Source organism: Faecalibacterium sp. Marseille-Q0746 (genome assembly GCF_017377595.1).
Lineage (GTDB): Bacteria > Bacillota > Clostridia > Oscillospirales > Ruminococcaceae > Faecalibacterium > Faecalibacterium duncaniae.
On the sequence record NZ_JAFREI010000004.1, the window covers coordinates 76,303 to 103,014 of the forward strand.

A 26,712-nucleotide genomic window follows, 5' to 3' on the forward strand; every position below is an offset into this window, starting at 1 on the left:
GGAAGCAACCAGCCTTCCGCACGGAAACGTGCTCAGAAGGATGCTTACAGCATCTTCTTCAGCTCATCATACACGAACTGCACCTTGGTGCCGATGATGACCTGGCAGGTGGTCTTGTCGGGGCGGATGACACCGGCAGCACCGGCAGCCTTCACAGCCTTCTCATCCACAGCGGTGTAGTCCTTAATGGTGAAGCGCAGGCGGGTAGCGCAGTAGTCCACGCTGGAGACGTTCTCCTTGCCGCCGATGGCCTTCAGCACGCCAGCAGCAACCTCAGTATAGTTGTTGTTGGCCAGAACGACCTTCTTCTCAGCCTCTTCGGCATCCTCGTCCTCACGGCCGGGGGTCTTCAGGTCGAACTTGGTGATGGCGAAGTAGAACACGAAGTAGAACACCACGAATGCAGCGATGCCCAGAGGAATGATCATCCAGGTCTTAGCAGCTGCAGGCAGAGAAGCGGAGAACACCAGGTCGGTAGCACCTGCGGAGAAGCAGAAGCCAGCACGGAAACCGGAGTAGTAGGTGATGATGGTGAAGATGCCGTACAGAGCGGAGTACACAACGTACAGCGGGAAGCACAGGAACATGAAGCCGAACTCAAAGGGCTCGGTAACGCCGCAGACGAAGGCGCAGATGGCAGCGGACAGAACCAGACCGATGGCAGCCTTCTTGTTCTTGGCGGTACGGACCATGGCCAGTGCAGCACCGGCGATACCGAACATCATGCAGGGGAAGAAGCCGGACATGTACATACCCAGGCTCCAGCCCACATCAGCAGAGGTCTCGCCTGCCCAGAAGTGGGACAGGTCGCCCAGGCCGATGGTGTCGAACCAGAACACGTTGTTCAGAGCGTGGTGCAGGCCGGTGGGGATCAGCAGACGGTTCAGGAAGGCGTAGATGCCAGCGCCGATGCCGTCCATGCCAGCGATACCGTTGCCGATGGCGACCAGTGCATCGAAGATGACGGGCCAGACGAACAGCAGAGCGACAGAAACAACGATGGAGATCAGGCCGGTAGCAATCGCAACGAAGCGCTTGCCGGAGAAGAATGCCAGCCAGTCAGGCATCTGAGTGCTCTTGAACTTGTTGTAGCAGGCTGCACCCACCACAGCGGCCAGGATGCCGATGAAAGAGTTGCCGGCCACCTTCTGGAAAGCGATGTAGGTAGCGGTGCCCTCTTCCAGGGTGCGCACCATGCTGACCACGCCGGGGCTCAGCAGCTGCTGCATCATCAGGTAGCTGACCAGGCCAGCCAGACCAGCGGTACCGTCGTGGTCATCAGCCAGGCCAACGGCTGCGCCGATGGCGAACAGCCATGCCATGTTATCGATCAGAGCGCCGCCTGCCTTGACCAGCAGGAAGCCAACGGTGTAAGCTGCACCGGAAGTTGCAGCACCGGGGACACCCATGACACCCGGGGCCAGGGCATAACCGAGACCCATCAGGATGCCGCAGATCGGCAGCACAGCGACGGGAAGCATCAGAGCTTTGCCCAGTTTCTGGAGATACTTCATCATAAGACACATTCCTCCTTAAAGAATGTTGTTGTTATGGAGGCCTCTGGTTGCAGGCTGTCCATAATTGCGTAACAATATTTTAACACATCCTCCGAAAAAAAGAAATAGGGTCTGCGCCCGTTTTCGCAATTTTGCACCAAAAATCCTTGAATTTGCATCTTTCGTGAAAAACTTTTTGGAATTATTGCGCATTTCAGAGCAGGATTTTGAAAAAACTTTTCTTTTGCCCTTTCTCCCCAAACCGCTTGCATCCTGCGCCGGAATCGGGTACTATACTTATAAATAGAAAACACAAGACCCAGGGAGGTTCTTTTTATGGAATGGACTGATATCCGCCTGACCGTGGCCAAGGCCGATGCCGACAACGCCGAGGCCGTTGCCACCATGATCGCCGAAGGCGGCATCTATATCGAGGATTACAGCGACATCGAGCAGCAGGTGGCCGAGATCGCCCACGTGGATCTGATCGAGCAGGAGCTGCTGGACAAGCCCCGCGACACTGTGATCATCCACATGTATCTGGAGCCGGGCGCTTCCCCCGTGGAGACGCTGGCCCTCATTCAGGCCCGGATGGAAGCGGCAGGCATCGCCTACACCGTGGAGACCGAGGGCGTGGAGCAGGAAGACTGGCAGAACGGCTGGCGCAAATACTACCACCCCATGGACATTGGCAAACGGCTGGCCATCGTGCCCTCCTGGCAGGAGTACGACACCGACCGCGTCAAGCTGATCCTTGACCCCGGCCTTGCCTTTGGCACCGGCGGCCACGAGACCACCAGCCTCTGCCTGGAAGCGCTGGACGAGCGGGTCAGGGGCGGTGAGCGGGTGCTGGACATCGGCACCGGCAGCGGCATCCTTGCCATTGCCGCCCTCAAGCTGGGCGCAGGCAGTGCCGAGGGTGTGGATATCGACCCCGTGGCCGTGCGCACCGCAGGCGAGAATGCCGCCCTGAACGGCGTGGCTGACAAGCTGACCGTTCTGGTGGGCGACCTGTCCGACAAGGCCAGCGGCAGGTACGACATCATCACCGCCAACATCGTGGCAAACGCCATCATCAGCCTTGCCCCCGCCGTGCCCGGCCTGATGGCCGAAAACGCCACCTTTATTGCCAGCGGCATCATCGACAGCCGCAAGGACGAGGTGATCGCCGCTCTGGAAGCCGCCGGCCTGACCGTGCAGGAAGTGAAGGAGAAGCGCGGCTGGGAGTGCATCGTCTGCAAAAAAGCGTAATTGCAGAAGCTTTCATGATTTCTTTCAGCTGGCTTGCCCTCTCCGTCACCTTCGGTGCCACCTCTCCCAAAGGGAGAGGCCTTGGCAAAAAGATGAAGTTTGCGTGGACTGCCAAAGGCTCCCACTTTGGGGGAGCTGGATTTGCGAAGCAAAGACTGAGAGGGCGAGGACGTTTAAGGAGAACACTATGCCTCACCGTTATTTTACAACCGAAATCTCCAATGGCACCGCCACCCTGCGGGGGGCCGATGCCCATCATCTTTCCCGCGTGATGCGGGGCAAGCTGGGGGACACTGTCATCTTATGTGACGGCAACGCCGTGGAATACACCGCCACCATCACCGGCTTCGGGCCGGAGACGGTGGAGTTCAGCGTGGAGCCGGGCTATCCCAGCGCCGCCGAGCCCAGCGTGGAAGTGACCTTGTTCGTGGGTTACCCCAAGCAGGACAAGCTGGAGCAGGTCATCCGCCACGGCGTGGAGCTGGGCTGCACCCACTTTGTGCCCTTTTTCAGCCGGTACTGCGTGGCTGCCCCCAAAAAGGAGGAGCAGAAAAACGAGCGCTACAACCGCATCGCCTTTGAAGCCGCCAAGCAGTGCGGCCGGGGCGTGCTGCCGGATGTCGCCCTGCCCCTGCCCAACTTCGGGGCCCTCTGCCGCAGCCTGGAAGGGTACGATCTCGTGCTCTTCTGCTACGAGCTGGGCGGCGCGCCCCTGCGCCAGCTGCTGGCAGACGCACAGCCTGCCGACGGCCAGCGGCTGAAGATCGCCCTCATCACCGGTGCCGAGGGCGGCTTTGCCGTGGAAGAGGCCGAAATGGCCGCCAATGCCGGTGTGAAAACGGTGGGCCTCGGCCCCCGCATCCTCCGGTGCGAGACCGCCCCGCTGGCGGTGCTCTCTGCCGTGATGACCCTGACAGGCAACTTGGAGTAATTTTTATTTCCACATATACAAAAAGGACGGCGCAGGCCGTCCTTTTTGTTTACTTTATTTTCGCGTTCATCAACGCTTTTTTCACCTCAATGAGGTTTTGCGGGCTGACAGAGAAGCTCCGCAGGCCCAGCTGCAGATATTGCAGGGTGTTGGCCGGATTGCCCACCGCGCTGCCGCAGATGGTCACGGGGATCCCGCCCTCCCGGGCAGCCTCCACTACCATGCGGATGAGCTTTTTCATTGCGTGGCTGGCCGGGCGGTAGTAGCGCTCGGCAATGGAGATATCCCGATCCACCGCGTGGGTGTACTGGGTCAGATCGTTCGTCTCGATGACAAAGAAATTGCACCCATGCTCCACGAATTCCTCTGCCGTCAGGCAGGCCGAGGGCACCCCGAACATCACGCCAAAGGGCGTGTTCGGGTCAAACTCCTCCCCCCGCTCCCGCAGCAGCTGGCGGCAGTGCGCTACCAGCCGCATGGCTTCGTCCCAATCCTCGAGGTTGGTCACCATGGGGAACATGACCCGCAGGGGGCCGTGGGCCGCCGCCCGGAGCAGGGCGCAGATCTGCGTCTCAAACTGATGGGTCTGGCGCAGGCTGCTGCGGATGCCCCGCAGGCCCAGCTTGGAGGATTCCAGCCCCCTATGGATATCGGCCATGGCGCGGTCCACACCAAAATCAAAGGTGCGCACTGTTACCACACCGCCCTTTGCGGCGGCAATGCAGGATTGATAGAACACGAACTGCTCCTGCTCGTCCACCGGGCGGCCCGGCAGCATCATATAGCCGCTGCGCAGCAGGCCCACGCCGGAAGCGCCTGCCTGCAGCGCCGATTCGATATCCTCCTGCCCGTAGCAGTTGGCCAGGAGCTCAAACGGCACATCATCCTTTGTCCGGTTGGGCAGGACGCTGATGCGGGCGGCTTCCGCGCTCTCCCACTGCAGCTCGCAGATGCGGCTGACCGCCTGCTGGCGGGTGTTGGCATCCGGGTCCAGGATGCACTCGCCGTTGTCGGCATCCAGCACCACGGTGCGGCCGTCGCAATCATCCAGAAACTCCCGTCCCACCTGCACCACGCAGGGAATGTGCATGGCCCGCGCAATGATCGCCGCGTGGCTCTGCTTATTGCCCTCCGAAGTGATGATGCCCAGGATCATTCCCGCCGGAACGCTGAACAGATCGCTGGGCATCAGCATCTCTGCCGCCAGGATCACCGGGTGATCCAGCGCCAGCCAGACCCGGGGACGGTTGGTCAGCACGTTCACCACGCGGCGGGCGGCATCCAGAATATCCGCACTGCGCAGCTGCATGTAGGCGTTGTCCTCCATGGCCGCAAGCTGCTCTGCATAGCGGTTGCCCGCACGGTACATGGCCTCGGCAGCGCTGATGCCCGCCTTGATCTGGAATTTGACCTCGTTCATGAAGCCTTCATCTTCCAGCATCATGCTCTGGAACAGGAAGATGGCCTGCTCCGTAGGGCCGCTGCGGTCTGCCATGCCGTCCAGCTCACGCTGGGCTGTCCGGACAGCGTTTTCCAGCAAACGCTGTTCCCGTTCCGCGTTGAACGGCCCGGTGGCAAAATTTTCGTGCCAGCGCTCCAACCGGCTCACCTGTCCCATCACAAGGCCCGGCGAGGCGCTGTGTCCCTGATAGACCTTCATTCCTCGATCACCTCCGGTAGTACCGGCCCGGTAAGGGCACGGCAGACCAATGCCTGTAAGAACGTATTGGGCAGCAGAGCAGCCCGCGCGGCCTGTGCCGCATTGCCGCTGCCCTCAAACAGGGGCGCAAAGCTCTCGATGCGCTCCCGGTCGCATTTTTCCAAAAAGGCTTCCGCCAGTGTCCGGGTGGTATAGAACACGGTGGGGTCCACGCCCGCATCCTCGGCGGCAGCTTCCAGCGGGGCCAGCTGGGCATCCTTCATGTTGGCCAGCAGCAGGGCCGCATCCGCTGTCAGGGTCACGGGGTATTTTTCCCGTACCGCCTTCTGCACCTGCTGGAATTTCCACGCAAAGGCGGCGGCATCCTCACAGCTCTCGGCGCTGGTGGAAACGGCATAGGCGCAGCCCCGCAGATATCCCATGGCGCGGCGGGTATCGTAGTAGCCCAGCTCCATGTTCCGTCTGGCGGTATCGGGGTCAAAGTGGAGGATGTCCCCCAGCTCCCAGTAGCTGCGGATCATGGTGGTGGGCAGGCCGGTGCGGTTGGGCAGGGTGATGCCCACCCCTTCCAGGTCGACACAGACCAGCTCCTCCGCGCCCATCTTCTGGGCCAGCGCGGTGGGCATATTGTCCCGGTACCCGCCATCCAGGAACTGCACCCCGTCGATCTGCTTTGCCCGCAGGGCGGGGAAACAGGCGGCCGAGGCCAGCAGATAATCCTTCACCTTGCCCGCCGGGATATCCTCCAGCGTCAGCTCCCGGGGCTTCAGCCCCCGCTTTTCCACGGTGACAAGGCCGAACCGGATGGGCGAAGCCCGCAGGGCATCCTCATCCAGCACCCGCTCCACGATCTCTTCCAGCGGGGTCACGTCCATGCCGCCGTCCCGCACCACTTCCCGCAGGAAGGCGTGCAGCTCAGAGAGGTCGGCGTTTTCCTCCGGCAGCTCCATCACGTCCTGGCTGCGGATGCTCATCCACATATCCCGGGCCGTTTCGTACAGGTCCAGCGCAAACATGGCACCGTTCAGGCTGCCCACACTGGTGCCGGTGATGATCTGGGGCCGCCAGCCCAGCTCGGTCAGGGCACGCCACACACCCACCTGATAGCTGCCGCGCGCACCGCCGCCTGCCAGCACCAGTGCCTTGACCGGGGTATCATTCTGTGCCATCTGGAACGCCTCCTAGTCATTCTTTGGAAATCTGTCAGAAGTATACCATATTTTCCGGAAAAATTCTCCCTGTTTTTGGAACAAAATCCATGGTATAATTTTGTTAACTTGTGTGAAACGATGGTGGAGGTAAAACAATGCACTGCAACAACTGGATCTTTGATATGGACGGTACCCTGACCGACAGCATGACCATGGTATGGGAGGGTGCGCCCGATGCCCTGCTGGCCCGCTATGGCCGCACCCCAAAATCCGACCTCCACAAAACGCTCCTGACCATGGGCATGGCCGATGGCGCGGCCTACCTCATCCGGGAGTACGACCTGCCCCTGAAAATGGAGGACTACAACGATGTGATGTGGGATGTTATCACCAAGCTCTACGAGACCGTGGAGCTCAAGCCCGGCGTGCGGGAGCTGCTGGCCCGCCTGAAGGCCGAGGGTGCCCGCATGTGCATCTGCTCCAACACCTGGAGCGCCCAGTGCCGCACCGTGCTCACCCGTTTGGGCATCGATGAATATTTCGACTTCTATGTGGAGGCACAGGGGGCGCTCCACAAGAGCAAGCCGGATGTATTTTTCCAGACCCTTGCTCGCCTGGGCGGCACTGACCCTGACCGGTGCGTTGTCTGTGAGGATTCCCTCTACGCCGCCCGCACCGCCCACGACGCAGGCTTCCGCGTCATCGGCATCGCCGATGCCGCCAGCAAGTCCGATGAGCCCGCCCTGCGGGAGGTCAGCGACCAGTTCCTGACCGACTGGACGGAGCTGGACTGGAATAAGGTATAAGGATACAGCAATAAAACCCCGCCAAAAAAGGCGGGGTTTTACATTTTCAGCTCTTCTTATTTTTTTCTTCTGCCAGAACCGCGTGATAATCAGACAAGATCTGTTCCAGCGTGATGGTTTTCATACTGGCGATCAAATTATTTTTCAACGTATCGTAGGTTTTGCCCAGCACATTGCCGATGTTCCGGCCCACCGGACAAAAGGGCGAAGGAGAACCATGGATCCCGATCATTTTATCAATTGCCTCCGGGTCTACGACGGAACAGATCCGATACAGATCGATCTTCTCCGGCGGCAGAGCAAGCGCCGCACCACCCGTGCCGGGCTTTACCGTGATGATCTCGTCTTTTTTCAGGGCACTGAGGATATTCCGAATGGTGACTGGGTTGCACCCTGTCGAGCATGAAAGCAGTTCACTGGTCACTTTTTCCCTTTCACCGTACTCTGAAAGAAAAATCAGACAGTGAACCGCAATGGAACATTTATTGCTGATGTGCATAGGCGCAGCCCTCCCTCTCTTATTTTATCGCATTTTCCTTTTGGTGTAAATATTGACACTACATCTTTTCAGTGGTATACTCCATTTTAAGATGTAGTTTTATTTTTTACATCAAGGAGGATTTTCTTATGAACTGCTTCCAACTCATTTTCAGCCCCACCGGCGGCACGGAACGTGTTGCAAAAGCGATCACTCAGACCTGGCCGAATGTGCAGACCATCGATTTGTCCGCACAGAACTTTACCGCACCTGCCATTCCATTCAGCGCAGATGACCTCGTTCTGATTGCAATGCCTGCTTTTGAAGCCATGGCACCTCAGCCCGCTCTGGATCGTCTGGCACTCTTACAGGGCAATGGTGCCCGCTGCGCCCTTGCAGCGGTCTACGGCAACCGTGCCGTTGATAACACCCTTGCCCAGATGGAAGACTATGCCCGGAACGCCGGGTTCCAGCCCATTGCCACAGTTTCTGCCGTTGCGGCACACAGTCTGCTGCCCGAATTTGCCGCCGGCCGTCCGGACGATGCCGATTGCCAGCAGCTGACCGCTTTCGGCAAGCAGATCCTCGAAAAATTCACTTCCGGCTCCGATACCTGCCCGCCAATTCCCGGAGAGCACAACTGCAAAGCGAAGCGGGCCGGGCTGATTCCCACTGTCAATGCCAATTGCATTTCCTGCGGGCTTTGCGCACGGGAATGCCCCGTGGGAGCCATCTCCTACGATAACTTCACCGTTACTGATTCGTCCAAGTGCATTACCTGCATGCGCTGTGTTTCCCGCTGTCCGGTTCACGCCCGGTCTGTGGATGCCGCCATTGTTGCGCGGGTGACCGATTTTCTGAGAGCCCGCTGTTCCGACCGCAAAGAAAACGAGCTGCTCCTGTAAGACACCTTACCCTTCCAGAAACGCCCGGAACGCCGCCCTTACGGCGGGTTCGCGCCCCCGGGGAATGGGCACCCGTGCCCCACTGCGCATCCAGAGCTCTCCGGAGGAGAGCTGGGCGGCGGCGGCAAGGTTGACCACATAGGAGCGGTGGGGCTGCAGAAAACGGGCATCGGCCAGCAGGGGCTTTGCCACCTCGGAAAAGGGCACCCGCAGGGAGAGAGAGGCCACGTCCTCGCCGCTGGCAAGGTGGTAGTGCACCACATGGTGGGTGCACTCCAGATACTCGATGTCCGCAAAGGGCAGGGCCCGCAGACCCATGGCCGTGGCGACCGGGATGACCGGGCCGTATTCCGGCTCGGTGGCCCGGTCCAGCAGGGCTGTCAGCTGCTCCGGACGGAACGGGATATGCAGGTACTGCATCGCGTCCACCCGGAACGCTTCGTAGGCATAGGCTGTGGTGTGAGCCAGAAAGGCCAGCGGGGCCCGCACACCCCGGCGGCGCAGCTCTGCTGCCGCCTGCAGGCCGCTGCACGGGTTGGCGGCAGGCAGCTCAATGAGGTAGAGCTCGTACCGGGAGCCTGCTTTCTCCTGCTGCAGCAGGGCCGCTGTGCTTTCCAGCTGCTCCACGATGCAGGCATCGGCCCGGCGGGCATAATATTCCATGCAGTGGCGCTGCACCCGGCCCCGCAGCACAGGGTCCGGGCTGCACACCGCAATGTGAAAGATCATATCCGCTCCTCCTTTCTCTCTGCACAGCGCTTGATTTTTGCGCCATGAGGGAGTATTATGGACGAAAAAAGAAATGGGGGACACCGCCATGGATCAGCCGCTCGTCAGCATCATCCTGCCCGTATACAACGCTCAGAATCATCTGGCCCGCTGCATCGGCAGCATCCTGAACCAGACCTATAAAAACATCGAACTCATCATCCTGAACGATGGCTCCAAGGATCACAGCCTGCCCGTGTGTGAGGAGTTCCGTGCCAAGGACAGCCGCATCGTGCTGGTGGACAAGGAGAACTCCGGCGTGTCCGACACCCGCAACCTGGGCCTGAAGCTGGCCGGGGGCGAGTATGTCCAGTTCGTGGACAGCGATGACTACATCGACCCGGATTTCACCCAGCATCTGGTGGAAGCCGCCGAGACGCACCACGCAGACCTTGTGATTGCGCCATACAAAATGGTGATCCCTGCCGGGGCCACAAAGCCCGAGCAGGTGCTGGAAAAGCTGGAGGACAATCTGGGCGTGATGAGTGTTGCCCGACCCCCTGAGGTGCGGGAATACGGTTTCCTGCCCGCCGGGGTCTACGACAAGGACACCTTTGCCCTGCGGCTGATGGACAAGCCTGCCTCCTACTTTTACAGCGTGCTCTGGAACAAGCTCTACCGCCGCATCCTGCTCACCGGCAATGACATCCAGTTCACCAGCGAGCTGAAATGGGCCGAGGATCTGGTGTTCAACATGCAGTATATCCAGTATGCCGAGACCTTTGTCTCCATTGACAAAGCCGGTTACTACTACGTCCAGAATCCCCAGAGCATCTGCCACACCCAGATCAACCCGGCTTCCATCGTGCAGAACAAGATCCAGACGTTCCGGTATTATAAAGACCTCTACACCCGTCTTGGAATGTACGAGGAGGTGCGGCCCCAGCTGTACAAGTTCCTGGTGGATATCGCCGAGAGCACCTACCCCTCCGGCCCTTTCAAAAAGATCATTGAGGAAGCCAAGGAATATTGGAAAAACCGGAAGGAATAAACCAAAATCGGGAGACCCCCTGCGGGGTCTCCCTTTTTTGTGGTTATGCTCCGATGGCAGCGCACTTCTTTGCCAGCCAATCCCGCTCTTCTTCATTCAGGCGGGGAGCCAGCTTCTCAAACACTTCGCGGTGGTAGGCGTTCAGCCAGTCCAGCTCGTCCCGGGTCAGGACACCGGGCACCACAGGAGAGGTGGCAATGGGCACAAAGGTCAGCGGACGGAAGGCCAGGAAGGTGCCGTACTGGTTGTCGGCCTTGTGGTAGCACTCCAGCTCGTTCTCAATGCGGATGCCCACCTGACCGGCCTCATACACGCCCGGCTCATCGGTGATGATCATGCCCGGCTGGAACACCGTGGTGTTGCGGCCGTTCAGGGAGTGGGGACCCTCGTGGACGTTGCCCACAAAGCTGACGCTGTGGCCGGTGCCGCAGCGGTAGTTGATGAGGTGCTGCCACAGCGGCTCACGGGCGATGGTATCCAGCATGTGGCCGTCGCAGTAGTTCAGCCAGACAGCCTTTGCAATGTCGATGTGGCACTGCAGGGTCCAGGTGTAGAACAGCTTTTCGTCCTCAGTCAGCTCACCCAGCGGGTAGGTGCGGGTGATATCGGTGGTGCCGTCCAGATAGGTGGCACCGCTGTCCACCAGCAGGAAGCCCTTGCGCTCCAGCTTGGCATGGTCCTCCTCGGTGGCGTGGTAGTGCATCATGGCAGCGTTTCCACCGTAGGCGGCAATGGTGCCAAAGCTCTCCACGATGAATTTGTCCTGTGCGGAGCGGTACTTGTGGAGGATCTCGTCCACAGTCAGCTCGGTCAGCTCTTCCCCGGCAGCCAGACGCTCTTCCAGCTCCTTCTGGAACCGCACCATGGCAACCGCATCCCGCAGATGGGCTTCGCGGTCGTGAGCCAGCTCGACCTCATTCTTCACACCCTTCATGGGCAGCAGGGGGTCGGCCTCATCCTTCACGGTCAGGGCGGCGTTGTTCTGCAGGGTCTCGTAAACGGCAAAGTTCACGGATGCAGGGTCGGCCAGCACGGTCTGGGGCTCGGTCTCAGCGGCCAGGAACTTGAGCACGTCATCGTACTCCTGGATCTCCACGCCGTTGGCCTTGAGCTCTGCGGCAGCTTCCGCACCCAGACGTGCAGTGTTGATGAAGAGCACCGCGCGCTCCGGGGTCACATAGCAGTAGGACATGGCATAGGGAGTGCACTGGATATCCATGGCGCGCAGGTTCAGCAGCCAGGCCAGATTATCCAGCTTGCCCACCAGCTGTGCGGTGCAGCCCAGCTCCTTGAGTTTGCCGCGCAGGCGCTCCAGCTTTTCGGCAGGGGAGAAGCCTGCATACTCCTTGGGCAGGATCCATGCCGGGGTGGCAGGCCGGGCGGGGCGGCCCTCGGTCCACAGCTCATCCTCAAGGTTCAGGGTCTTGATGGTGCCCTTCTTGGCATCCAGCTCCTTCTGCACGCCGCGCACCAGCCCGCAGGAAGCGGTCAGGCCGCACAGGCCCAGCACGCCGTTCTCAGGCAGCACCTTGCCGCAGTATTCCTCCACGGTGGGCACGCCCGGCTCACCCATCCGCATCAGCTGGATCTCGGTACCGGCGATCTCCTTTTCGGCCTGTACAAAGTAGCGGCCGTCTGCCCAGACAGCGCTCTCGGTGGGGGTGACGACGAAGTTGGAGTTTTCGCCGTGGAAGCCGGAAAAATAGGTCAGGGAGGTGTAATGGTCGGGCAGGTACTCGCTGGAATGCGGGTCACCCACCGGGATCAGATAAACGTCCACGCCGTTGGCCTTCATGGCAGCCCGCAGGGCAGCCAGACGCTCAGGAACCGTGTTCATGCTCATAATAAAAAGCCTTCTTTCTTCCATCTATCTGCCGGAAAAACGTCCGGCGGCGGGGGTCACTGTGTCCTATTGTACCATCACTCCAGGCAGAATGCAATTCACCGGCAGCGAAAAGCCCCCGCCGGGGTATCAGCACTCAGGCGGGGGCAGAAAGCACGGTCACTGCACATTCTTTTTTGCAAGATCTTTGGTGTACAGGGCACGGGTGGCGTTCAGCACGGCCAGCACCATCACGCCCACATCGGCGAAGATGGCGGTCCACATGCTGGCCAGACCCAGCGCACCCAGCACCAGGCAGGCAAACTTGATCGCCAGAGCAAACACGATGTTCTGATACACGATGCGCAGGGTGCGGCGGGCAATGCGCATGGCCAGCGCGATCTTGGCCGGGTCATCGTCCATCAGGACAACGTCAGCGGCCTCGATGGCGGCATCGGAGCCCAGCGCACCCATGGCGATGCCCACATCGGCACGGGACAAAACCGGGGCATCGTTGATGCCGTCGCCCACAAAAGCGAGGTTTTCTTTGGGCTGCTTTGCGGCGAGGAGCGTTTCGATCTGGTCCACCTTGTCGCCGGGCAGCAGGCCAGCATGGTATTCATCCAGCCCCAGCTCGGCGGAAACGGCCTTTGCCACAGGCTCCGCGTCGCCGGTCAGCATGACCGTTTTGCGGACACCGGCCTGTTTCAGGCCCCTGATGGCAGCAGCACTGTGGGGTTTGACCACATCGGCGATGAGCAGATAGCCTGCGTATCTGCCCTCCATGGCAACATGGACAATGGTGCCCGGCTCGGTGCTCTCGGGAACTGTCAGGCCCAGCTTTGCCATCAGGCGGGCGTTGCCGGCGGCGACGGTTTTGCCGTCCACCTTTGCGGTCACGCCGTGGCCGCCCAGCTCCTGCACATCGGTCACACGGCTGGGGTCGATGTCCTTACCGTAAGCGTTCTTGATGCTCAGGGAGATGGGATGCTTGGACCAGCTCTCGGCCAGAGCGGCGGCTTCCACGAGGGCATCCCCGGTCACGCCGTTTTCGGGGTGGATGCCCACCACCTTGAAGGTGCCCTGGGTCAGGGTGCCGGTCTTATCAAACACCACGATGCCGGTGCGGGCCAGCTCCTCCAGATAGGTGGAGCCCTTGACCAGGATGCCGCAGGCAGACGCGCCGCCGATGCCGCCGAAGAAGCTCAGCGGGATGGAGATGACCAGAGCGCAGGGGCAGCTGATGACCAGGAAGGTCAGGGCGCGGTAGACCCAGTCACCGAAGCGGGCGGGCTGGCCCATCAGCAGCAGAACGATGGGGGGAACAAAGGCCAGCGCCAGTGCGCCGTAGCAGACGGCGGGGGTGTAGACCCGGGCAAAGCGGGTGATGAAGTTCTCGGTGCGGGCCTTCTTCATGCTGGAATTTTCCACGAGGTCGAGGATCTTGGAAACGGTGGACTCGCCGAACTCCTTGGTGGTCCTGACCTTCAGCAGGCCGGTCATGTTCACACAGCCGCTGATGACCTCATCGCCGGAGCGGACATCCCGGGGCAGGCTCTCGCCGGTCAGGGCGGCAGTGTTCAGGGCAGAGGTTCCCTCCACGATGATGCCATCAATGGGCACCCGCTCGCCGGGCTGGACCACGATCACGGTGCCCACCTCCACATCATCGGGGTCCACCTGCTCCAGTTTGCCGTCCTCGTCCTCAACATTGGCGTAATCGGGGCGGATATCCATCAGGCTGGAAATGCTCTGGCGGCTCTTGCCCACGGCCACGCTCTGGAACAGCTCGCCGATCTGGTAGAAGATGATAACGGCACAGCCCTCCACATAATCGCCCAGCGCAAACGCGCCCACGGTGGCAACGGCCATCAGGAAGCACTCGTCAAAGGGCTGGCGGTTCTTGATGCCCAGCAGTGCCTTGCGGAGCACATCCCAGCCGACCACCAGATAGGGGATGCAGTAGAGCAGCAGCTCCACCGGCGTGGGGAACTGGGGCAGCAATTTGAGGATGAGCACCAGCACCAGAGCAGCAATGATCCGGTACAGGTTCTTCTTCTGCTTTTTATTCATATCTGTACTCTCCTTTTTTCTGGGTTCTGGGCCGCAATGCGCCGCGGCGGGCGGGGTGGATTCAACAGGTTTTCCCCACGGGGTAGACTTTTCCACGTTTTCCCCTGAGTTTTCCACGGACTTTTCCCGGGAAAAACCTGCTTTTTCGCGTTTCTTTTTGCACTTTTTCGCAGAGGCTGTTGAAAACCCGGTGGAAACTGTTGAAAACCCGTTTTCTTTTCCACAGTTTTCCGCACCGGCTTTTGGGCCGTTCTGCCCGAAAAATGTGCCACAAAAAGCTCCCCCGCAGGGGAGCCGTACCGGAGTTACAAACCCCTGTTTCCTCAGATATCAAAGATCTCACAGTCGTCCTCGACCTTTTTGCAGGCAGCCAGAACATTCACCATGGTATCGTGGGGGTCTGCACCCTCAGCAAACTCGACCTTCATCTTCTGGGTCATAAAGCTGACGGTAGCCTGTGCCACACCTGCAACGGTGTTGGCGGCATCCTCCATCTTCTGGGCGCAGTTTGCGCAGTCAACTTCGATCTTGTAGGTCTTCTTCATCATAGGTACCTCTCTTTATTTTATGTGGACCTCTCAGGCACGCCTTGTGCGCCCGGAGGCTTTGTACTGCGTTTTCCGTTTACTCCTCAATGTGGTCCATGCCCATCGAGAGGATGCTTCTCACATGGTCATCATCCAGTGCATAGTAAACGGTCTTGCCATCCCGGCGGAAGCGCACGAGCTTGGTATCCTTGAGCACCCGGAGCTGGTGGCTCACTGCCGACTGGCTCAGCTGCACCGCATTGGCAATGTCCTGCACGCAAAGCTCATTGTCATGCAGCGCATATAAGATCTTGATGCGGGTGGAGTCGCCGAACACCCGGAACAGGTCGGCCAGCTCATACAGCACCTCGTCATCCGGCATCACCACCGGTTCCGTGTTTTCCTGCCCCGCCGGGGTCACCTGCTCCAATCCGATCATGTCCGTTCTCCTTTTGCCGCGTTTTACATGAACGTCTGTTCATGTGTTCATGTTATCATGCAGAAGAGCTTCTGTCAAGGGGTTTTGCAAAGATTTCTGTCCACTTTTCAAAAAAGTTAAAACAAACCGCAAAACGCAAGAAATTTGCAGTTTTAATTTGCAGACAGCAGGCGTTTTGGGGCAAACAAAAAGCCGCCCTGCCCGGTGGGGACAAGGCAGCTTGCAGAAAGCACTTATTTTCTCTTTTTGTGCCGGGCATCCGCTACCACCCACGGCAGATACATCAGACACAGCGCCACCGCAATGGCGGGCAGAAAGCCCAGAATATAGTATTTTTCACCCAGCAGGCGGGTAAACGCACTGGTGATGACATTGCCGTAGGGATTGTTCAGAAAGTAGAAATTGGTATTCAGTGGTTTATTCAAGAAGTAAATAGGCAGGGCAGAGCCAAACAAAAAAGCCAGCACTTGCGGGGCACGGCGGGCGCTGGGGCGGTAGCCTCTCACCACAAGCAGAACCGGGTAGAGCACCAGCAGGGCATGGATGCTGATCGAGTGCAGATTGATGAGCGTCCACCAGGAGGGCACGTCCAGCCAGCTGGGGCAGAGCAGAGCCAGCGCCGCACCGGGGATGCAGAGGGCATAGAGTTCCTCCTTGCACCAGTTCTGATCGGTGAGGGTATTGTACAGACAGACGAACACATTGATGCTGCACAGATGGAGAGGCAGATAGCTCCAGTTCCACTGACCGGTCAGAGCCATGCCCAGCAGCAGGGCAGCTTCATCGGCCAGCAGGGCAATGGTAACGCCCACGAGGATGCGCCGCCGGGCAGAGGCCGAGCTGCGGCGGTACCACAGGGCCATCCCCACAATGAACACCAACGAGAGGGCAAGCTCGATCAAATGGATTTTACCGTACAGCGGGTAACACCGGAAGTTCGGGCCAAGCTCCGCATGGGTGATATCGTAGGATTTCCAGAAGTCGTTCATGTTTTTTTCCATCCCTTTCGGGCCAATGATACCGCAAATTGCGCCAAACAGAAAGAGATTTGCAGAAAAAAGTGCCCAAACAGGTGCATCTGTGCCAAAAGTGTGGTATTCTAACAATGTATTTCAAAATTTTCGCCTTCGGGCATCTGGAAAGGACGTATTTTTATGTTGGAAGCTGGAATCCGCGGCGAGCAGAGTGTCGCCGTTACTGCCGAGAACACCGCAAAGACCATGGGCAGCGGCACGCTGGACGTGTTTGCCACCCCCGCGCTGGTGGCACTGGCCGAAAAAACCTGCTGGATGAGCGTTGCCGCCGCGCTGGACGAGGGCTGCGGCACCGTGGGCACCCGGCTGGAGCTGGAGCACAGCGCCCCCACCCCTGTGGGCATGACCGTGACCTGCGAGAGTGAGCTGACCGCCGTGGAGGGCCGCAAGCTGGTGTTCAAGGTCTCCCTGCACGACGAGAAAGGCCCCGTGGGCGGCGGTGTGCACGAGCGGTTCATCATCAACAACGCCAAGTTTGCCGCAAAGGCAGAGAGCAAAAAGGGGTAACGGCCTCGCCCTCTCAGTCAGCGCCGTTGGCGCTGCCAGCTCCCCCAAAGGGGGAGCCTTTGGCATTGTGGGCAGGCTGACCGTGCAGATACAGCGGCACTCTGTCCTCTTCCATCACCTGCGCTTCCGCCTTTTGCTGGGCGGCGGTCAGCAGGCGGATGGCCTGTTCGTTGGCGCGGAACAGCTCAAAATACAGCGCTTTATAATCCGGCGTGGCGGCGGCCCCCTTTCCGTTTGCAATAGGGATAGTCTGCCCCGGGCCGGGACAAAAAATCAAGTGAGGAATCATTTATGAAAAAGACAAATCTCTCCTGGGTGGGGGCACTGCTGGTGTTTGCCCTGCTGCTGTGGTGCACCGCAGCCACCCCCGGCACCATTGCCGACCCGGCCAGCTACGCCCCCGCGGTGTACAGCTCCATGCTTTCCCTGCTGCCGCCGGTGGTGGCCATTGTGCTGGCCCTGAACACCAAGGAGGTCTACACCTCCCTGCTGGTGGGCATTGCCACCGGCGCGCTGCTCTTTGCCAACGGCAACCTGGAGCTGGCGCTCAACACCCTGTTCTTCAACGAGGACGGCGGCATGGTTGCCAAGCTCTCTGACAGCAGCAACGTGGGCATTCTGGTCTTTCTGGTGATGCTGGGCATTCTGGTGGCCCTGATGAACAAGGCCGGCGGCAGCGCCGCCTTTGGCCGCTGGGCCTCCACCCACATCCACACCCGGGCCGGGGCGCAGTTTGCTACCCTTATTCTGGGCATGCTCATTTTTGTGGACGACTACTTCAACTGCCTGACCGTTGGCTCCGTGATGCGCCCCGTGACCGACCGGCAGAAGGTCTCCCGCGCAAAGCTGGCCTACCTCATTGATTCCACCGCCGCGCCCATCTGCATCATTGCGCCGGTGTCCAGCTGGGCCGCCGCCGTTACCTCCAGCGTGCCGGAAGGCTCCGGCATCAACGGCTTTACCATGTTCCTGCGCACCATTCCCTACAACTACTACGCCCTGCTGACCATTGTGATGAGCCTGTTCCTCATCTTCACGGGCACGGACTACGGCTCCATGAAGCAGCACGAGGACAATGCCCGGGCCGGTGACCTTTTCACCACGGCCGACCGCCCCTACGGCGACGATGTGGATGCCGAGGACGATGCCCACGGCCATGTCATTGATCTGGTGGCCCCGGTGCTGGTGCTGATCGCGGCCTGCATCTTTGGCCTGATCTACACCGGCGGCTTCTTTGAGGGCGTGGACTTCATCACCGCCTTCTCCGACTGCAACGCCTCCGCCGGTCTGGTGCTGGGCAGCAGCATTGCCCTGATGTTCACCTTTGTGTTCTACCGTGTCCGCAGCGTGATGACGTTCCAGGATTTTGCCGCCTGCATCCCCGAGGGCTTCAAGGCCATGGTCAGCCCCATGCTGATCCTGTCCCTGGCCTGGACGCTTTCCGGCATGACCAACCTGCTGGGTGCAAAATATTACGTTGCCAACCTGCTGGGCGGCTCCGCTGCCGCCCTGCAGTACCTGCTGCCGGTCATCATCTTCCTGGTGGCGGTGTTCCTGGCCTTTGCCACCGGCACCTCCTGGGGCACCTTCTCCATCCTGATCCCCATTGTCTGCCACGCTTTCCCCCAGGGCGAGATGCTGGTGGTCTCCATTGCGGCCTGCCTGTCCGGCGCTGTGTGCGGCGACCACTGCTCTCCCATTTCCGACACCACCATCATGGCCTCTGCCGGTGCGCACTGCTGCCATGTGAACCATGTTTCCACCCAGCTGCCCTACGCCATTACCGCCGCTTCCTGTTCCGCCGCGTGCTATGTGATCACCGGCCTGACCCAGATGTTCCTGGGCAGCAGCGCCAGCCTGTGGACCTCGCTGATCCTGCTGGGCGTTGCCATTGTGCTGGAGCTGGTGGTGCTGAACATTCTGCGCGTAAAGCTGGGCAAAAAGACCAAAGCGTGATATACTAAAGGAAATTGAGTGTTCGAAGGGAGACCGTACCATGCTGGAAAAAGCATTCAACGATGTCTATACCAAGTTCAAGCTCCATTTCTACCAGAACGTGTTCCAGCGCTTTGCCACCCGTGAGGCGACCCTGACCACGGTGGAATCCTTTTGCATGGAGGGCATTATGGCCATGGGGGAGCCCACCATTGCGGAGTTTTCCCGGATGATGCAGATCTCCACCCCCAACGCGGCGTATAAGATCGGCTCGCTGGTGCGCAAGGGCTATGTGGAAAAGATCCAGTCCACCACCGACCGCCGGGAGTATCACCTGCGGCCCACCCAGAAGTATATCGACTACTACAACATCAGCTACTCCTACCTGAGCACGGTGGTCCAGCGGGTGAACAAGCGCTTCCCCAAAGAGGACGTGAAGAAGCTGGAACAGATGCTGACCATCATCAGCAACGAGCTGATGCCAGAGCTGAACCTGGAAAACAACCCGGAGGCTCCGGAGGAAAAGAAAACCGCGCGCTGAGCCGCACCCTTCCGGAGACCCCGGAAGCCCATGCGCTGACCCGCGCAGCCAGACAGGACTGCCCCGCAGAGATGTGGAGCAGCCCTGTTTTTTTCTGCCGGAACGGGCCATGCGGCCAACAAAAAAAGCCCCGGAGGGCTTGCGGGACCCTCCGGGGCGAGGCAGCGGCGTGCGGGCCCGCTGCCTCAGGGGATAGCGATCAACAGGAGATTCTGGGGGAGCAACTTTTTGGGGGAATCGTTAAGGAATGTGATGCATGGCCCAAAGGGTCAGCGGGGCGTTTGCCCGGGGCCTTTGGGGGGTTGGGGTTCAGTGCTGGGACTTGTAGAACATGGCCTTGCGCTTGCGCTCCATCCAATATCCCGCTGCAGACAGCACCATGCCTGCGCCCAGCATCAGGTCTGCCAGCCAGCCGCTGGTGCCGGTCTGGATCAGCTTGGCATCCTGCACCGCCGGGAGCACCGGGGTCTCAGGAGCGGGAGCCCACACCTGCTGGTGCAGCTCCTTCAGCGATTGCAGATCCCGGCCGGAGAGGGCACGGTAGACCCGGAACATCTGCCGGTTGCACAGCCGGAGGATGCCGCAGGCTTCCTGCAGGCCGGAGGGCATCCCCTCCAGCGGGAGCACCCGGCACAGCCATGCCAGCAGCACCACGGTGCCCACCGCACAGCCTCTTTGAACCTGTTCTCGCTGCCTCTGTTTCATCCCGCATCCTCCGTCTTTTGTGCCGTTCTCCGGTGGTTTTTCTCCATTATATCACATCCGCGCTGTAATTTGCCAGAGAGCAGAGGGGGATGTGCCTCTGTGCCGCTTGCGCCTGCTCTGAAAACCGTTTGAATTGCAAAACGATTTTTTAGTTGCTATACTGGGCTTATCAAATTTTTTCAGGAGGATGCCGCAGTGACCACACAGACAATGCAAATCGGGAACAGACCTTGCCGCATTTACGGCGAACCCCATGCAGAACACCTACTGCTCCAAATGACCGGTGAACATGAGCTGCAAAGCATGGAAAGTGCGGTTACCGCTATTGCACAGAGTGCGCACCACTTTTTGTTTGCGGCTATTCCGGTGGAAAGCTGGAACGATGCGCTTTCTCCGTGGAAAGCCCCTGCCGTGTGGGGAAAGCAAGGCTTCGGCGGCAAAGCTGGGGAGACACTGTGCTTTCTGACGGAGCAGGTCATTCCCACACTGGAGCAGCAGTTTCCTCTCCCGGAAAACGTCAAAATCATTCTGGGCGGCTACTCGCTGGCGGGATTGTTTGCGCTGTGGGCATCCACCCAGACCGATTTGTTCTACGGTGTCGCCGCCGCTTCTCCCTCGGTGTGGTTTCCGGGCTGGATGGAGTTTGAACAGCGGCACCCGATGCAAGCACAGCACGTTTATCTGAGCCTTGGCGACAAGGAAGAGCGCACGAAAAACACCATCATGGCTGCGGTAGGGGATAATATCCGCACGCTGCACAGCCGGCTTACAGAGCGTGGCGCAGACTGCACCCTTGAGTGGAACAGCGGCGGACACTTTAAGGACGCTGATTTGCGTACGGCCAAAGCATTTCAGTGGGTGATAGAGGAACACGCATGACCATTTTGATTGATGCAGATGGTTGTCCAGGGGTCAGTGATGTAATGAAGAACAAGACCAGCTGCCGCACTCTGCCGCTGATCCGTTTGAATCTGCGCCTCTGACGGAGATGGTGGGCATTTGAACCCACTTTCCAAAACGCAGAAAAATCTGCCTTTTGGAGAGAATCGGGAGAGATTTTACGCCCGTTGGAGAGAACGGGCGAGAGAGATTCCGGGAGCCAGAATCCATCCATACAATATGTTGCTTCTGACGCTGACAAAATCAAAGCAGCAAAGGATGGATGAACATGAGAACTCTGTTAGAGTGCTATAAAATTCTCGAAGAATACCCCACCGGAATGACGAAAGACCAGTTCTACCGTGTTGCCCGTATCAACAAGCAACACGCAAAGTACCTTCTGGATTCCGGTCTCGTTCCGTGTATCAATACAGGAAAGAAAACACGCAAATACCATATTGCGACCCACGATGTGATCACCTACTTGTGTGACCGTGAAGATAACCCCGAAAAGTATAAAGTGCCAACGGGCTTTTATATCGGAAAGACTGGCTGCTCCAAGCGGCACCCGGACAAGCCTGCCACAGAGATCATCCGCTTCAATTTTACAGAGCCGGAAAAACAGGGCTGTACACCCTATGGGGAAAGCTCACCGCTGGATATGATGATCTGCTGACCACCCCGGTAGTTTCGGAACTGACGGGCTACTCTGCACAAAGCATCCAGCGATGGTGCAATCAGAAGATCCTTGTGGGCTTCAAAATCCGTGGCACATTGACGATTCCACGGCTTGCGGTCGTTGAGTTTATGTCCGGCGACCGTGCAATAGCTATCGTCCGAAAATCCTCAACGCACCTTGATCTGCTCCGCACCTATGCGCAGGAATGCCACGAGGGTGCAATGACCATTACATACTAAACAGACAGGACTGCTCCACAACATTTTGTGAGACAGTCCTGTTTGCTTAGATGCAAAGATTATTCTTTAAATAATTATTCTTGACAGAATAATCTTTGAGGCGTACAATGAAGCTGAACCTGTCATCAAATCAGTCGTGAGGTGAGCCGCTATGTTTTTTGTTGACCGTGTACAGGAAATGTCCGTATTACAGACCGCTTATGAAAAGCCGGAATCTTCTTTGTTCGTTCTCTATGGTCGTCGCCGTGTAGGAAAAACCACGCTTTTGTCAGAATTCTGCAAAGAGAAGCCGTCTCTTTATTATCTGGCAACGGAGGAAAGCATTCAGGCAAACCGAAACGCCTTCCGGTTGATGGCTGCTGATTTTCTCCAGAACGATTTATTGAAAAGTGCAACCGATGCAAGCTGGGAGATGATTTTTTCCGTTCTTCTCTCTGCTCAGGAAAATAAAAAACTGGTCATTGTGTTGGATGAGTTTCAGTATCTGGGCAAGGCAGACAAAGCATTTCCTTCTGTTTTTCAAAAAATCTGGGATACTATTCTGAAAAACAAAAATGTAGAAGTGATTCTTTGCGGCTCTCTGGTTCACATGATGATGGAGCAGACTCTTTCTTACTCCAGCCCTTTGTATGGACGCAGAACGGGACAGATTCGGCTGAAGCAGATTCCATACGCTTATTACGACCGATTCTTCCCTGATCTTGATGAACAGACCCGCATTTTATATTATGCTGTCACAGGCGGTGTTCCGAAGTATATCGAATTATTTCATCCATGTGCCGATATTGATACCGCCATTCTGCAAAATGTAATGACTCCTCAGAGCTTTTTGTATGAAGAACCTGAATTTTTACTGCGGCAGGAGGTTCAGGATGTCGGAAGTTACTTTTCCATCATCCGTGCGATTGCATCTGGAAACATGAGGATATCTGATATTGCTTCTGCGCTGTCGCTTCCAGCCACCAGTTTGTCAAAGCCCTTAAAAACATTGTGCGATCTGGATATTCTGGAGCGAGAAGTGCCTCCCACCGAAAAAAATATTGAAACCAGCAAAAAGGGGCAATACCGCATTAAAGATAATTTTCTTGCGTTCTGGTTCCGATTTGTTTACCCCATGCGCTCTTTCATTGAAAGCGACCACCCGGAAATCGCAATGACAAAGCTGAAAACCGGGTTTATCCCCAATCATGTTGGCTACGTCTACGAGGATATTTGCAGACAAAAGATGTGGGAGCTGAACGCGCAAGGAAAACTGCCCTTTCTCTTTGACCGTGTTGGCCGTTGGTGGGGTGGAAAAGATACAGAAATCGATATTGTCGCCATTGATACCACAGACCGAAGCAAAATCATCTTTGGAGAGTGCAAATTTCATCAAAATGTTCCGATGCAGCTGTCGGAACTGCACCAACTGAAAGAAAAAGCTGCTGTCGTTCCGTGGGGGAATGCGAATCGAGACGAATACTTTGCTCTATTCTGTATCAGTGGTTATTCTGAGGACTTGCAGCAGCTTGCACAGGAAGATTCTCATCTTCTTTTGATGTGATTTTTCTCATGTAATAATTTGTAAATAGGACTGCTCCACAACATCTTGTGAGGCAGTCCTGTTTGCTTAGTACCCTTTTCATTGGAGCCAATATTTACACCTGACAGGAAAGGAGTGATAGTTTTCCACATGAACAAGCACTCACAGTTGAAAATCCGAGGCCACGCCAAATGACGCTAGACTATTTCTATGGGCAGTCGGGCGAGTTGTTCTCCTATTTCCGCATCCCCAAGGCACACCTTTTAACTTATCTTATCGGATTCGCACCCGGCAGCATGGTTCGGGCGTGACATCCTTGCATTCTCTCCCGCCGTTGGGTACACTGATGGTGTCAGCGGCAGAAGTTACATATTCAAGTGGATGCAAAGATACAGCAGTCTCAACAAACAGTAGTATTTTTAACAGATTCAACAGGCGACCGGTTAAAGTTCCTGTTGGAGAGAATTTAGGAGAGAACGGACATCTGCGGCCCGGTTTTTGCCGATGCTTTTGCGTTCCAAGCAGTAAAAGCGCAAAATAAAAAAGTCGCAGATTCGTTTGAATCTGCGACTTCTGGCGGAGATGGTGGGATTCGAACCCACGTGCCCGATTAAGGACAAAACGATTTCGAGTCGTTCTCGTTACGACCACTTCGATACATCTCCATATTCATAGCTTTATAATTATAGCAAAAAGCCGCCGTTCCGTCAACACTTTCTGCCGGAGGGACCCACAGCGCCAAAGAGGCCCTCTGGTCAGGGATAAGCGGAAGCCGCTGCCTCCCTCTGCGGGGACGGACACCCTCTTTTTCGTCTCTGCTCCGGGGCATCTTTTTCATGCTGTACTGTCATTTCCAAGGGCAAAATTGTAAAATCGTGGAATCATCGTCTGGATTTTCACAAAATATTACTATTTTGCCAAAAGATTGTACAAACCCTGCCCCCCTCTGATGTGCTATACTAAAATCAACAACCGGCCTGTTTCCGGCATTTCTTCTGCCATACAGGCCGCCGAAACAAAGAAGAAAACCAGAAGGAGCAGTATCGATGAGAGAGATCATTTCCTTGAACGAAAACTGGACCCTGTCCTTCCCCAAGGGCGAGCGTCCCACCGAGCAGGTCACCCTGCCCCACACTTGGAACGCTGTGGACGGCATGGACGGCAACGGCAGCTATCTGCGCACCACCGGTGTCTACACCCGCACCTTTACCCAGCCCAAGCAGCCTCTGGCTGGCGGCCGCACCTACGTTGAGGTGCTGGCAGCTGCTCTGGCCGCAACCGTGAAGGTCAATGGCCAGGTGGCAACCACCCACGAGGGCGGCTTCTCCATCTTCCGTGCCGATGTCACCGACCTGTGCCACGAGGGCGACAACGAGCTGACCATCGAGGTCTCCAACGAGGACACCCCCTCCATGTACCCCGCTTCCGCCGACTTCACCTTCTACGGCGGCCTGTACCGCGGCGTGAGCCTGATCAGCGTGCCCGGCACCCACTTTGACCTGGACTACTTCGGCGGCCCCGGCATCAAGGTCACCCCCAAGCCCACCGAGGACGGCGGTGCCACCTTTGAGATCGAGAGCTGGGTCACCAACGGCGAAGAGGCCTATACCGTGATGTACAGCATCGAGGACTGCTACGGCAACGAAGTTGCTTCCGGCGTGCGCCCCTGCGACAGCACCAAGGTCACCCTGTACGTTCCCGATGCCCAGCTGTGGAGCATGGACGAGCCCAACCTGTACACCGTGACCGCCCGCCTGCAGAAGAACAACGAGACCTTTGACGAGATCTACGCCAACGTGGGTGTCCGCAGCTATACTGTGACCCCGAACGACGGCTTCTCCATCAACGGCGTGCCCACCCCGCTGCGCGGCGTGGCTCGCCATCAGGATCGTCTGTACAAGGGCAACGCCCTGACCGCTGAGGATCACTACGAGGATGCCATGCTCATCAAGGAGCTGGGTGCCAACACCATCCGTCTGGCCCACTATCAGCACAGCCAGGACTTCTACGACGCATGTGACGAGCTGGGCTTCGCCGTCTGGGCTGAGATCCCCTTCATCAGCGTCTTTAAGAAGGACCCCTCCGCTCACCAGAACTGCCGTCACCAGATGACCGAGCTGATCATCCAGAACTACAACCACCCCTCCATCATGTTCTGGGGCCTGTCCAACGAGATCCTGATCGGCGGCATCTGCCAGGAGCTGGTGGACAACCACCATGACCTGCAGAAGCTGGTGCGTGAGCTGGATCCCACCCGTCTCACCACCATTGCCCACGTCTCCAACACCCCTGTTGACGGCCCCATGCATCACATTACCGATGTAGAGAGCTACAACCACTACTTCGGCTGGTACGGCGGCAAGATGGAGCAGAACGGCCCCTGGCTGGACAAGTTCCACGCCGAGCACCCCGACATCTGCATCGGCATCTCCGAGTACGGCACCGAGGGCATCATCAACTGGCACAGCAACGATCCCCAGTGCAAGGACTACACCGAGGAGTATCAGGCACTGTACCACGAGCATCTGGCTCAGGTGTTCGAGGATCGTCCCTGGGTGTGGGCTACCCACTGCTGGAACATGTTCGACTTTGGCTGCGCTGCCCGCCACGAGGGCGGCGTTGCAGGCCGCAACAACAAGGGCCTGATGACCATTGACCGCAAGACCAAGAAGGACAGCTACTTTGTCTACCAGGCATACTGGTCCAAGCAGCCCATGGTCCACATCGCTGGCCGCCGCCATGCACAGCGCGCAGGCGAGACCACCGAGATCAAGGTCTACTCCAACCAGGACACCGTTGTGCTGTACGTCAACGGCAAGGAAGCCGGCCAGCAGACTGCACACCGCGTGTTCAAGTTCAACGTTGCTCTGGAAGAGGGCTTCAACACCATCCTGGCCGTTGCCGGTGACGTGAAGGATTCCATCACGCTGGAAAAGGTCGAGAAGGAGCCTGATTGCTACACTCTGCCTGAGTTCAACGAGCGTCAGGAGGGCGTTGCCAACTGGTTCAAGCAGGTCGGCAGCCTGGATCTGAAGGCTCCGATGGAGTTCCCCGAGGGCTATTACAGCATCAAGGACAGCATGGAGGATCTCTCCAAGAACGAAGAGGCTCTGGCTCTCGCTACCAGGGCTGTCAAACTGGCCACCAACTTTGACATCAAGCCCGGCGTTGGCATGTGGGATATGATGAAGCGCATGACCCCTGAGACTATGGCTAAGATGATCAACATGCCCGACGGCTTTATCGAGAGCCTGAACGCACAGCTGATCAAGATCAAGAAGTAAGCACTTCCTGCATCTGAACACCAAAAGCGAACGAACCGCCCCGGCACTGCACAAAGCAGCCGCCGGGGCGGTTTTTGTATGCGGCAAAT

At 58.0% G+C, this 26,712-nt stretch carries 25 protein-coding genes and 1 tRNA gene; 13 read left to right on the top strand and 13 right to left on the bottom strand.

What is annotated here, in order from left to right; genetic code table 11:
* Nucleotides 1–44: 44 nt before the first annotated feature.
* Nucleotides 45–1,517 (bottom strand): PTS transporter subunit EIIC, encoded by a 1,473-nt coding sequence (locus tag J3351_RS03800; RefSeq protein ID WP_097773012.1) that lies wholly within the window; start codon nt 1,515–1,517, stop codon nt 45–47.
* 315 nt (nt 1,518–1,832) lie between these two features.
* Here J3351_RS03800 and prmA point away from each other — a divergent pair, with 315 nt between their 5' ends.
* Entirely contained in the window at nt 1,833–2,747 is a 915-nt protein-coding gene (gene prmA, locus J3351_RS03805; RefSeq protein WP_154276821.1) for a 50S ribosomal protein L11 methyltransferase, read from the top strand.
* 187 nt (nt 2,748–2,934) lie between these two features.
* Nucleotides 2,935–3,678, top strand: coding sequence for a 16S rRNA (uracil(1498)-N(3))-methyltransferase (locus tag J3351_RS03810; protein WP_097769788.1), 744 nt, complete (start codon nt 2,935–2,937; stop codon nt 3,676–3,678).
* 49 nt (nt 3,679–3,727) lie between these two features.
* Here the strand turns inward: J3351_RS03810 and J3351_RS03815 are convergent, their stop codons facing one another.
* Entirely contained in the window at nt 3,728–5,338 is a 1,611-nt protein-coding gene (locus J3351_RS03815; protein WP_207697165.1) for a phosphoenolpyruvate--protein phosphotransferase, read from the bottom strand.
* Nucleotides 5,335–6,507: a patatin-like phospholipase family protein gene (locus J3351_RS03820; RefSeq protein WP_005928713.1), complete on the bottom strand. Its 1,173-nt coding sequence runs from the start codon at nt 6,505–6,507 to the stop codon at nt 5,335–5,337. Before J3351_RS03820 ends, J3351_RS03815 begins: the two co-directional genes overlap by 4 nt.
* A gap of 137 nt (nt 6,508–6,644) precedes the next feature.
* Here J3351_RS03820 and J3351_RS03825 point away from each other — a divergent pair, with 137 nt between their 5' ends.
* On the top strand, nt 6,645–7,295 hold the full coding sequence (locus tag J3351_RS03825) for an HAD family phosphatase (protein WP_207697166.1): 651 nt from the start codon (nt 6,645–6,647) through the stop codon (nt 7,293–7,295).
* Nucleotides 7,296–7,341: 46 nt separating this feature from the next.
* On the opposite strand, the gene J3351_RS03830 is transcribed toward J3351_RS03825, so the two are convergent.
* Nucleotides 7,342–7,794 (bottom strand): Rrf2 family transcriptional regulator, encoded by a 453-nt coding sequence (locus J3351_RS03830; protein WP_156066325.1) that lies wholly within the window; start codon nt 7,792–7,794, stop codon nt 7,342–7,344.
* Nucleotides 7,795–7,922: 128 nt separating this feature from the next.
* Here J3351_RS03830 and J3351_RS03835 point away from each other — a divergent pair, with 128 nt between their 5' ends.
* Entirely contained in the window at nt 7,923–8,678 is a 756-nt protein-coding gene (locus tag J3351_RS03835; RefSeq protein WP_207697167.1) for a 4Fe-4S binding protein, read from the top strand.
* A gap of 6 nt (nt 8,679–8,684) precedes the next feature.
* Here the strand turns inward: J3351_RS03835 and J3351_RS03840 are convergent, their stop codons facing one another.
* Complete coding sequence (locus J3351_RS03840; RefSeq protein WP_186851047.1) at nt 8,685–9,407, bottom strand: LytTR family DNA-binding domain-containing protein; 723 nt, start codon at nt 9,405–9,407, stop codon at nt 8,685–8,687.
* Nucleotides 9,408–9,495: 88 nt separating this feature from the next.
* On the opposite strand from J3351_RS03840, the gene J3351_RS03845 reads away from it, so the two are divergent.
* Nucleotides 9,496–10,437: a glycosyltransferase gene (locus J3351_RS03845; RefSeq protein WP_223453372.1), complete on the top strand. Its 942-nt coding sequence runs from the start codon at nt 9,496–9,498 to the stop codon at nt 10,435–10,437.
* Nucleotides 10,438–10,480: 43 nt separating this feature from the next.
* On the opposite strand, the gene J3351_RS03850 is transcribed toward J3351_RS03845, so the two are convergent.
* The 5 genes from J3351_RS03850 to J3351_RS03870 form a co-directional block, all read right to left on the bottom strand.
* Nucleotides 10,481–12,280 (bottom strand): aminopeptidase P family N-terminal domain-containing protein, encoded by a 1,800-nt coding sequence (locus tag J3351_RS03850; protein WP_207697168.1) that lies wholly within the window; start codon nt 12,278–12,280, stop codon nt 10,481–10,483.
* A 159-nt stretch (nt 12,281–12,439) separates the two neighbouring features.
* Nucleotides 12,440–14,332, bottom strand: a complete 1,893-nt coding sequence (locus J3351_RS03855; protein WP_207697169.1) for a heavy metal translocating P-type ATPase — start codon at nt 14,330–14,332, stop codon at nt 12,440–12,442.
* 323 nt (nt 14,333–14,655) lie between these two features.
* The gene (locus J3351_RS03860) at nt 14,656–14,877 is read right to left on the bottom strand and encodes a cation transporter (protein ID WP_117505659.1); all 222 of its coding nucleotides are present in this window, start codon (nt 14,875–14,877) and stop codon (nt 14,656–14,658) included.
* Nucleotides 14,878–14,956: 79 nt separating this feature from the next.
* Nucleotides 14,957–15,298, bottom strand: a complete 342-nt coding sequence (locus tag J3351_RS03865) for a metalloregulator ArsR/SmtB family transcription factor (protein ID WP_097773023.1) — start codon at nt 15,296–15,298, stop codon at nt 14,957–14,959.
* Nucleotides 15,299–15,531: 233 nt separating this feature from the next.
* Complete coding sequence (locus J3351_RS03870) at nt 15,532–16,287, bottom strand: TIGR02206 family membrane protein (RefSeq protein ID WP_099357262.1); 756 nt, start codon at nt 16,285–16,287, stop codon at nt 15,532–15,534.
* A 165-nt stretch (nt 16,288–16,452) separates the two neighbouring features.
* On the opposite strand from J3351_RS03870, the gene J3351_RS03875 reads away from it, so the two are divergent.
* Nucleotides 16,453–16,839 carry a thioesterase family protein gene (locus J3351_RS03875; RefSeq protein ID WP_117505658.1) on the top strand — a complete coding sequence of 129 codons (387 nt, stop codon included), beginning with the start codon at nt 16,453–16,455 and terminating at the stop codon, nt 16,837–16,839.
* A gap of 13 nt (nt 16,840–16,852) precedes the next feature.
* On the opposite strand, the gene J3351_RS03880 is transcribed toward J3351_RS03875, so the two are convergent.
* Nucleotides 16,853–17,116 (bottom strand): hypothetical protein, encoded by a 264-nt coding sequence (locus J3351_RS03880; RefSeq protein ID WP_143405622.1) that lies wholly within the window; start codon nt 17,114–17,116, stop codon nt 16,853–16,855.
* 14 nt (nt 17,117–17,130) lie between these two features.
* On the opposite strand from J3351_RS03880, the gene J3351_RS03885 reads away from it, so the two are divergent.
* Both J3351_RS03885 and J3351_RS03890 read left to right on the top strand, forming a co-directional pair.
* Nucleotides 17,131–18,795 (top strand): Na+/H+ antiporter NhaC family protein, encoded by a 1,665-nt coding sequence (locus J3351_RS03885; protein ID WP_207697170.1) that lies wholly within the window; start codon nt 17,131–17,133, stop codon nt 18,793–18,795.
* Nucleotides 18,796–18,835: 40 nt separating this feature from the next.
* Nucleotides 18,836–19,315, top strand: a complete 480-nt coding sequence (locus tag J3351_RS03890; protein WP_005928757.1) for a MarR family winged helix-turn-helix transcriptional regulator — start codon at nt 18,836–18,838, stop codon at nt 19,313–19,315.
* 309 nt (nt 19,316–19,624) lie between these two features.
* Here the strand turns inward: J3351_RS03890 and J3351_RS03895 are convergent, their stop codons facing one another.
* Nucleotides 19,625–20,020, bottom strand: a complete 396-nt coding sequence (locus tag J3351_RS03895) for a hypothetical protein (protein ID WP_143405758.1) — start codon at nt 20,018–20,020, stop codon at nt 19,625–19,627.
* A gap of 210 nt (nt 20,021–20,230) precedes the next feature.
* Between J3351_RS03895 and J3351_RS03900 the strand changes: the two genes are divergently transcribed.
* The 4 genes from J3351_RS03900 (at nt 20,231) to J3351_RS03910 (ending at nt 23,360) form a co-directional block, all read left to right on the top strand.
* The gene (locus J3351_RS03900; RefSeq protein ID WP_207697184.1) at nt 20,231–20,899 is read left to right on the top strand and encodes an alpha/beta hydrolase; all 669 of its coding nucleotides are present in this window, start codon (nt 20,231–20,233) and stop codon (nt 20,897–20,899) included.
* A 289-nt stretch (nt 20,900–21,188) separates the two neighbouring features.
* Nucleotides 21,189–21,575 carry a hypothetical protein gene (locus J3351_RS14095; protein ID WP_238077980.1) on the top strand — a complete coding sequence of 129 codons (387 nt, stop codon included), beginning with the start codon at nt 21,189–21,191 and terminating at the stop codon, nt 21,573–21,575.
* Nucleotides 21,576–21,619: 44 nt separating this feature from the next.
* Entirely contained in the window at nt 21,620–21,817 is a 198-nt protein-coding gene (locus J3351_RS14335) for a hypothetical protein (protein WP_347562934.1), read from the top strand.
* Between the two features lie 151 nt (nt 21,818–21,968).
* Nucleotides 21,969–23,360 (top strand): ATP-binding protein, encoded by a 1,392-nt coding sequence (locus tag J3351_RS03910; protein ID WP_097769803.1) that lies wholly within the window; start codon nt 21,969–21,971, stop codon nt 23,358–23,360.
* Between the two features lie 553 nt (nt 23,361–23,913).
* On the opposite strand, the gene J3351_RS03915 is transcribed toward J3351_RS03910, so the two are convergent.
* Nucleotides 23,914–24,004 (bottom strand) — tRNA-Ser (locus tag J3351_RS03915).
* Nucleotides 24,005–24,385: 381 nt separating this feature from the next.
* Here J3351_RS03915 and J3351_RS03920 point away from each other — a divergent pair.
* On the top strand, nt 24,386–26,623 hold the full coding sequence (locus J3351_RS03920; RefSeq protein WP_207697171.1) for a glycoside hydrolase family 2 protein: 2,238 nt from the start codon (nt 24,386–24,388) through the stop codon (nt 26,621–26,623).
* Nucleotides 26,624–26,712: the final 89 nt, after the last annotated feature.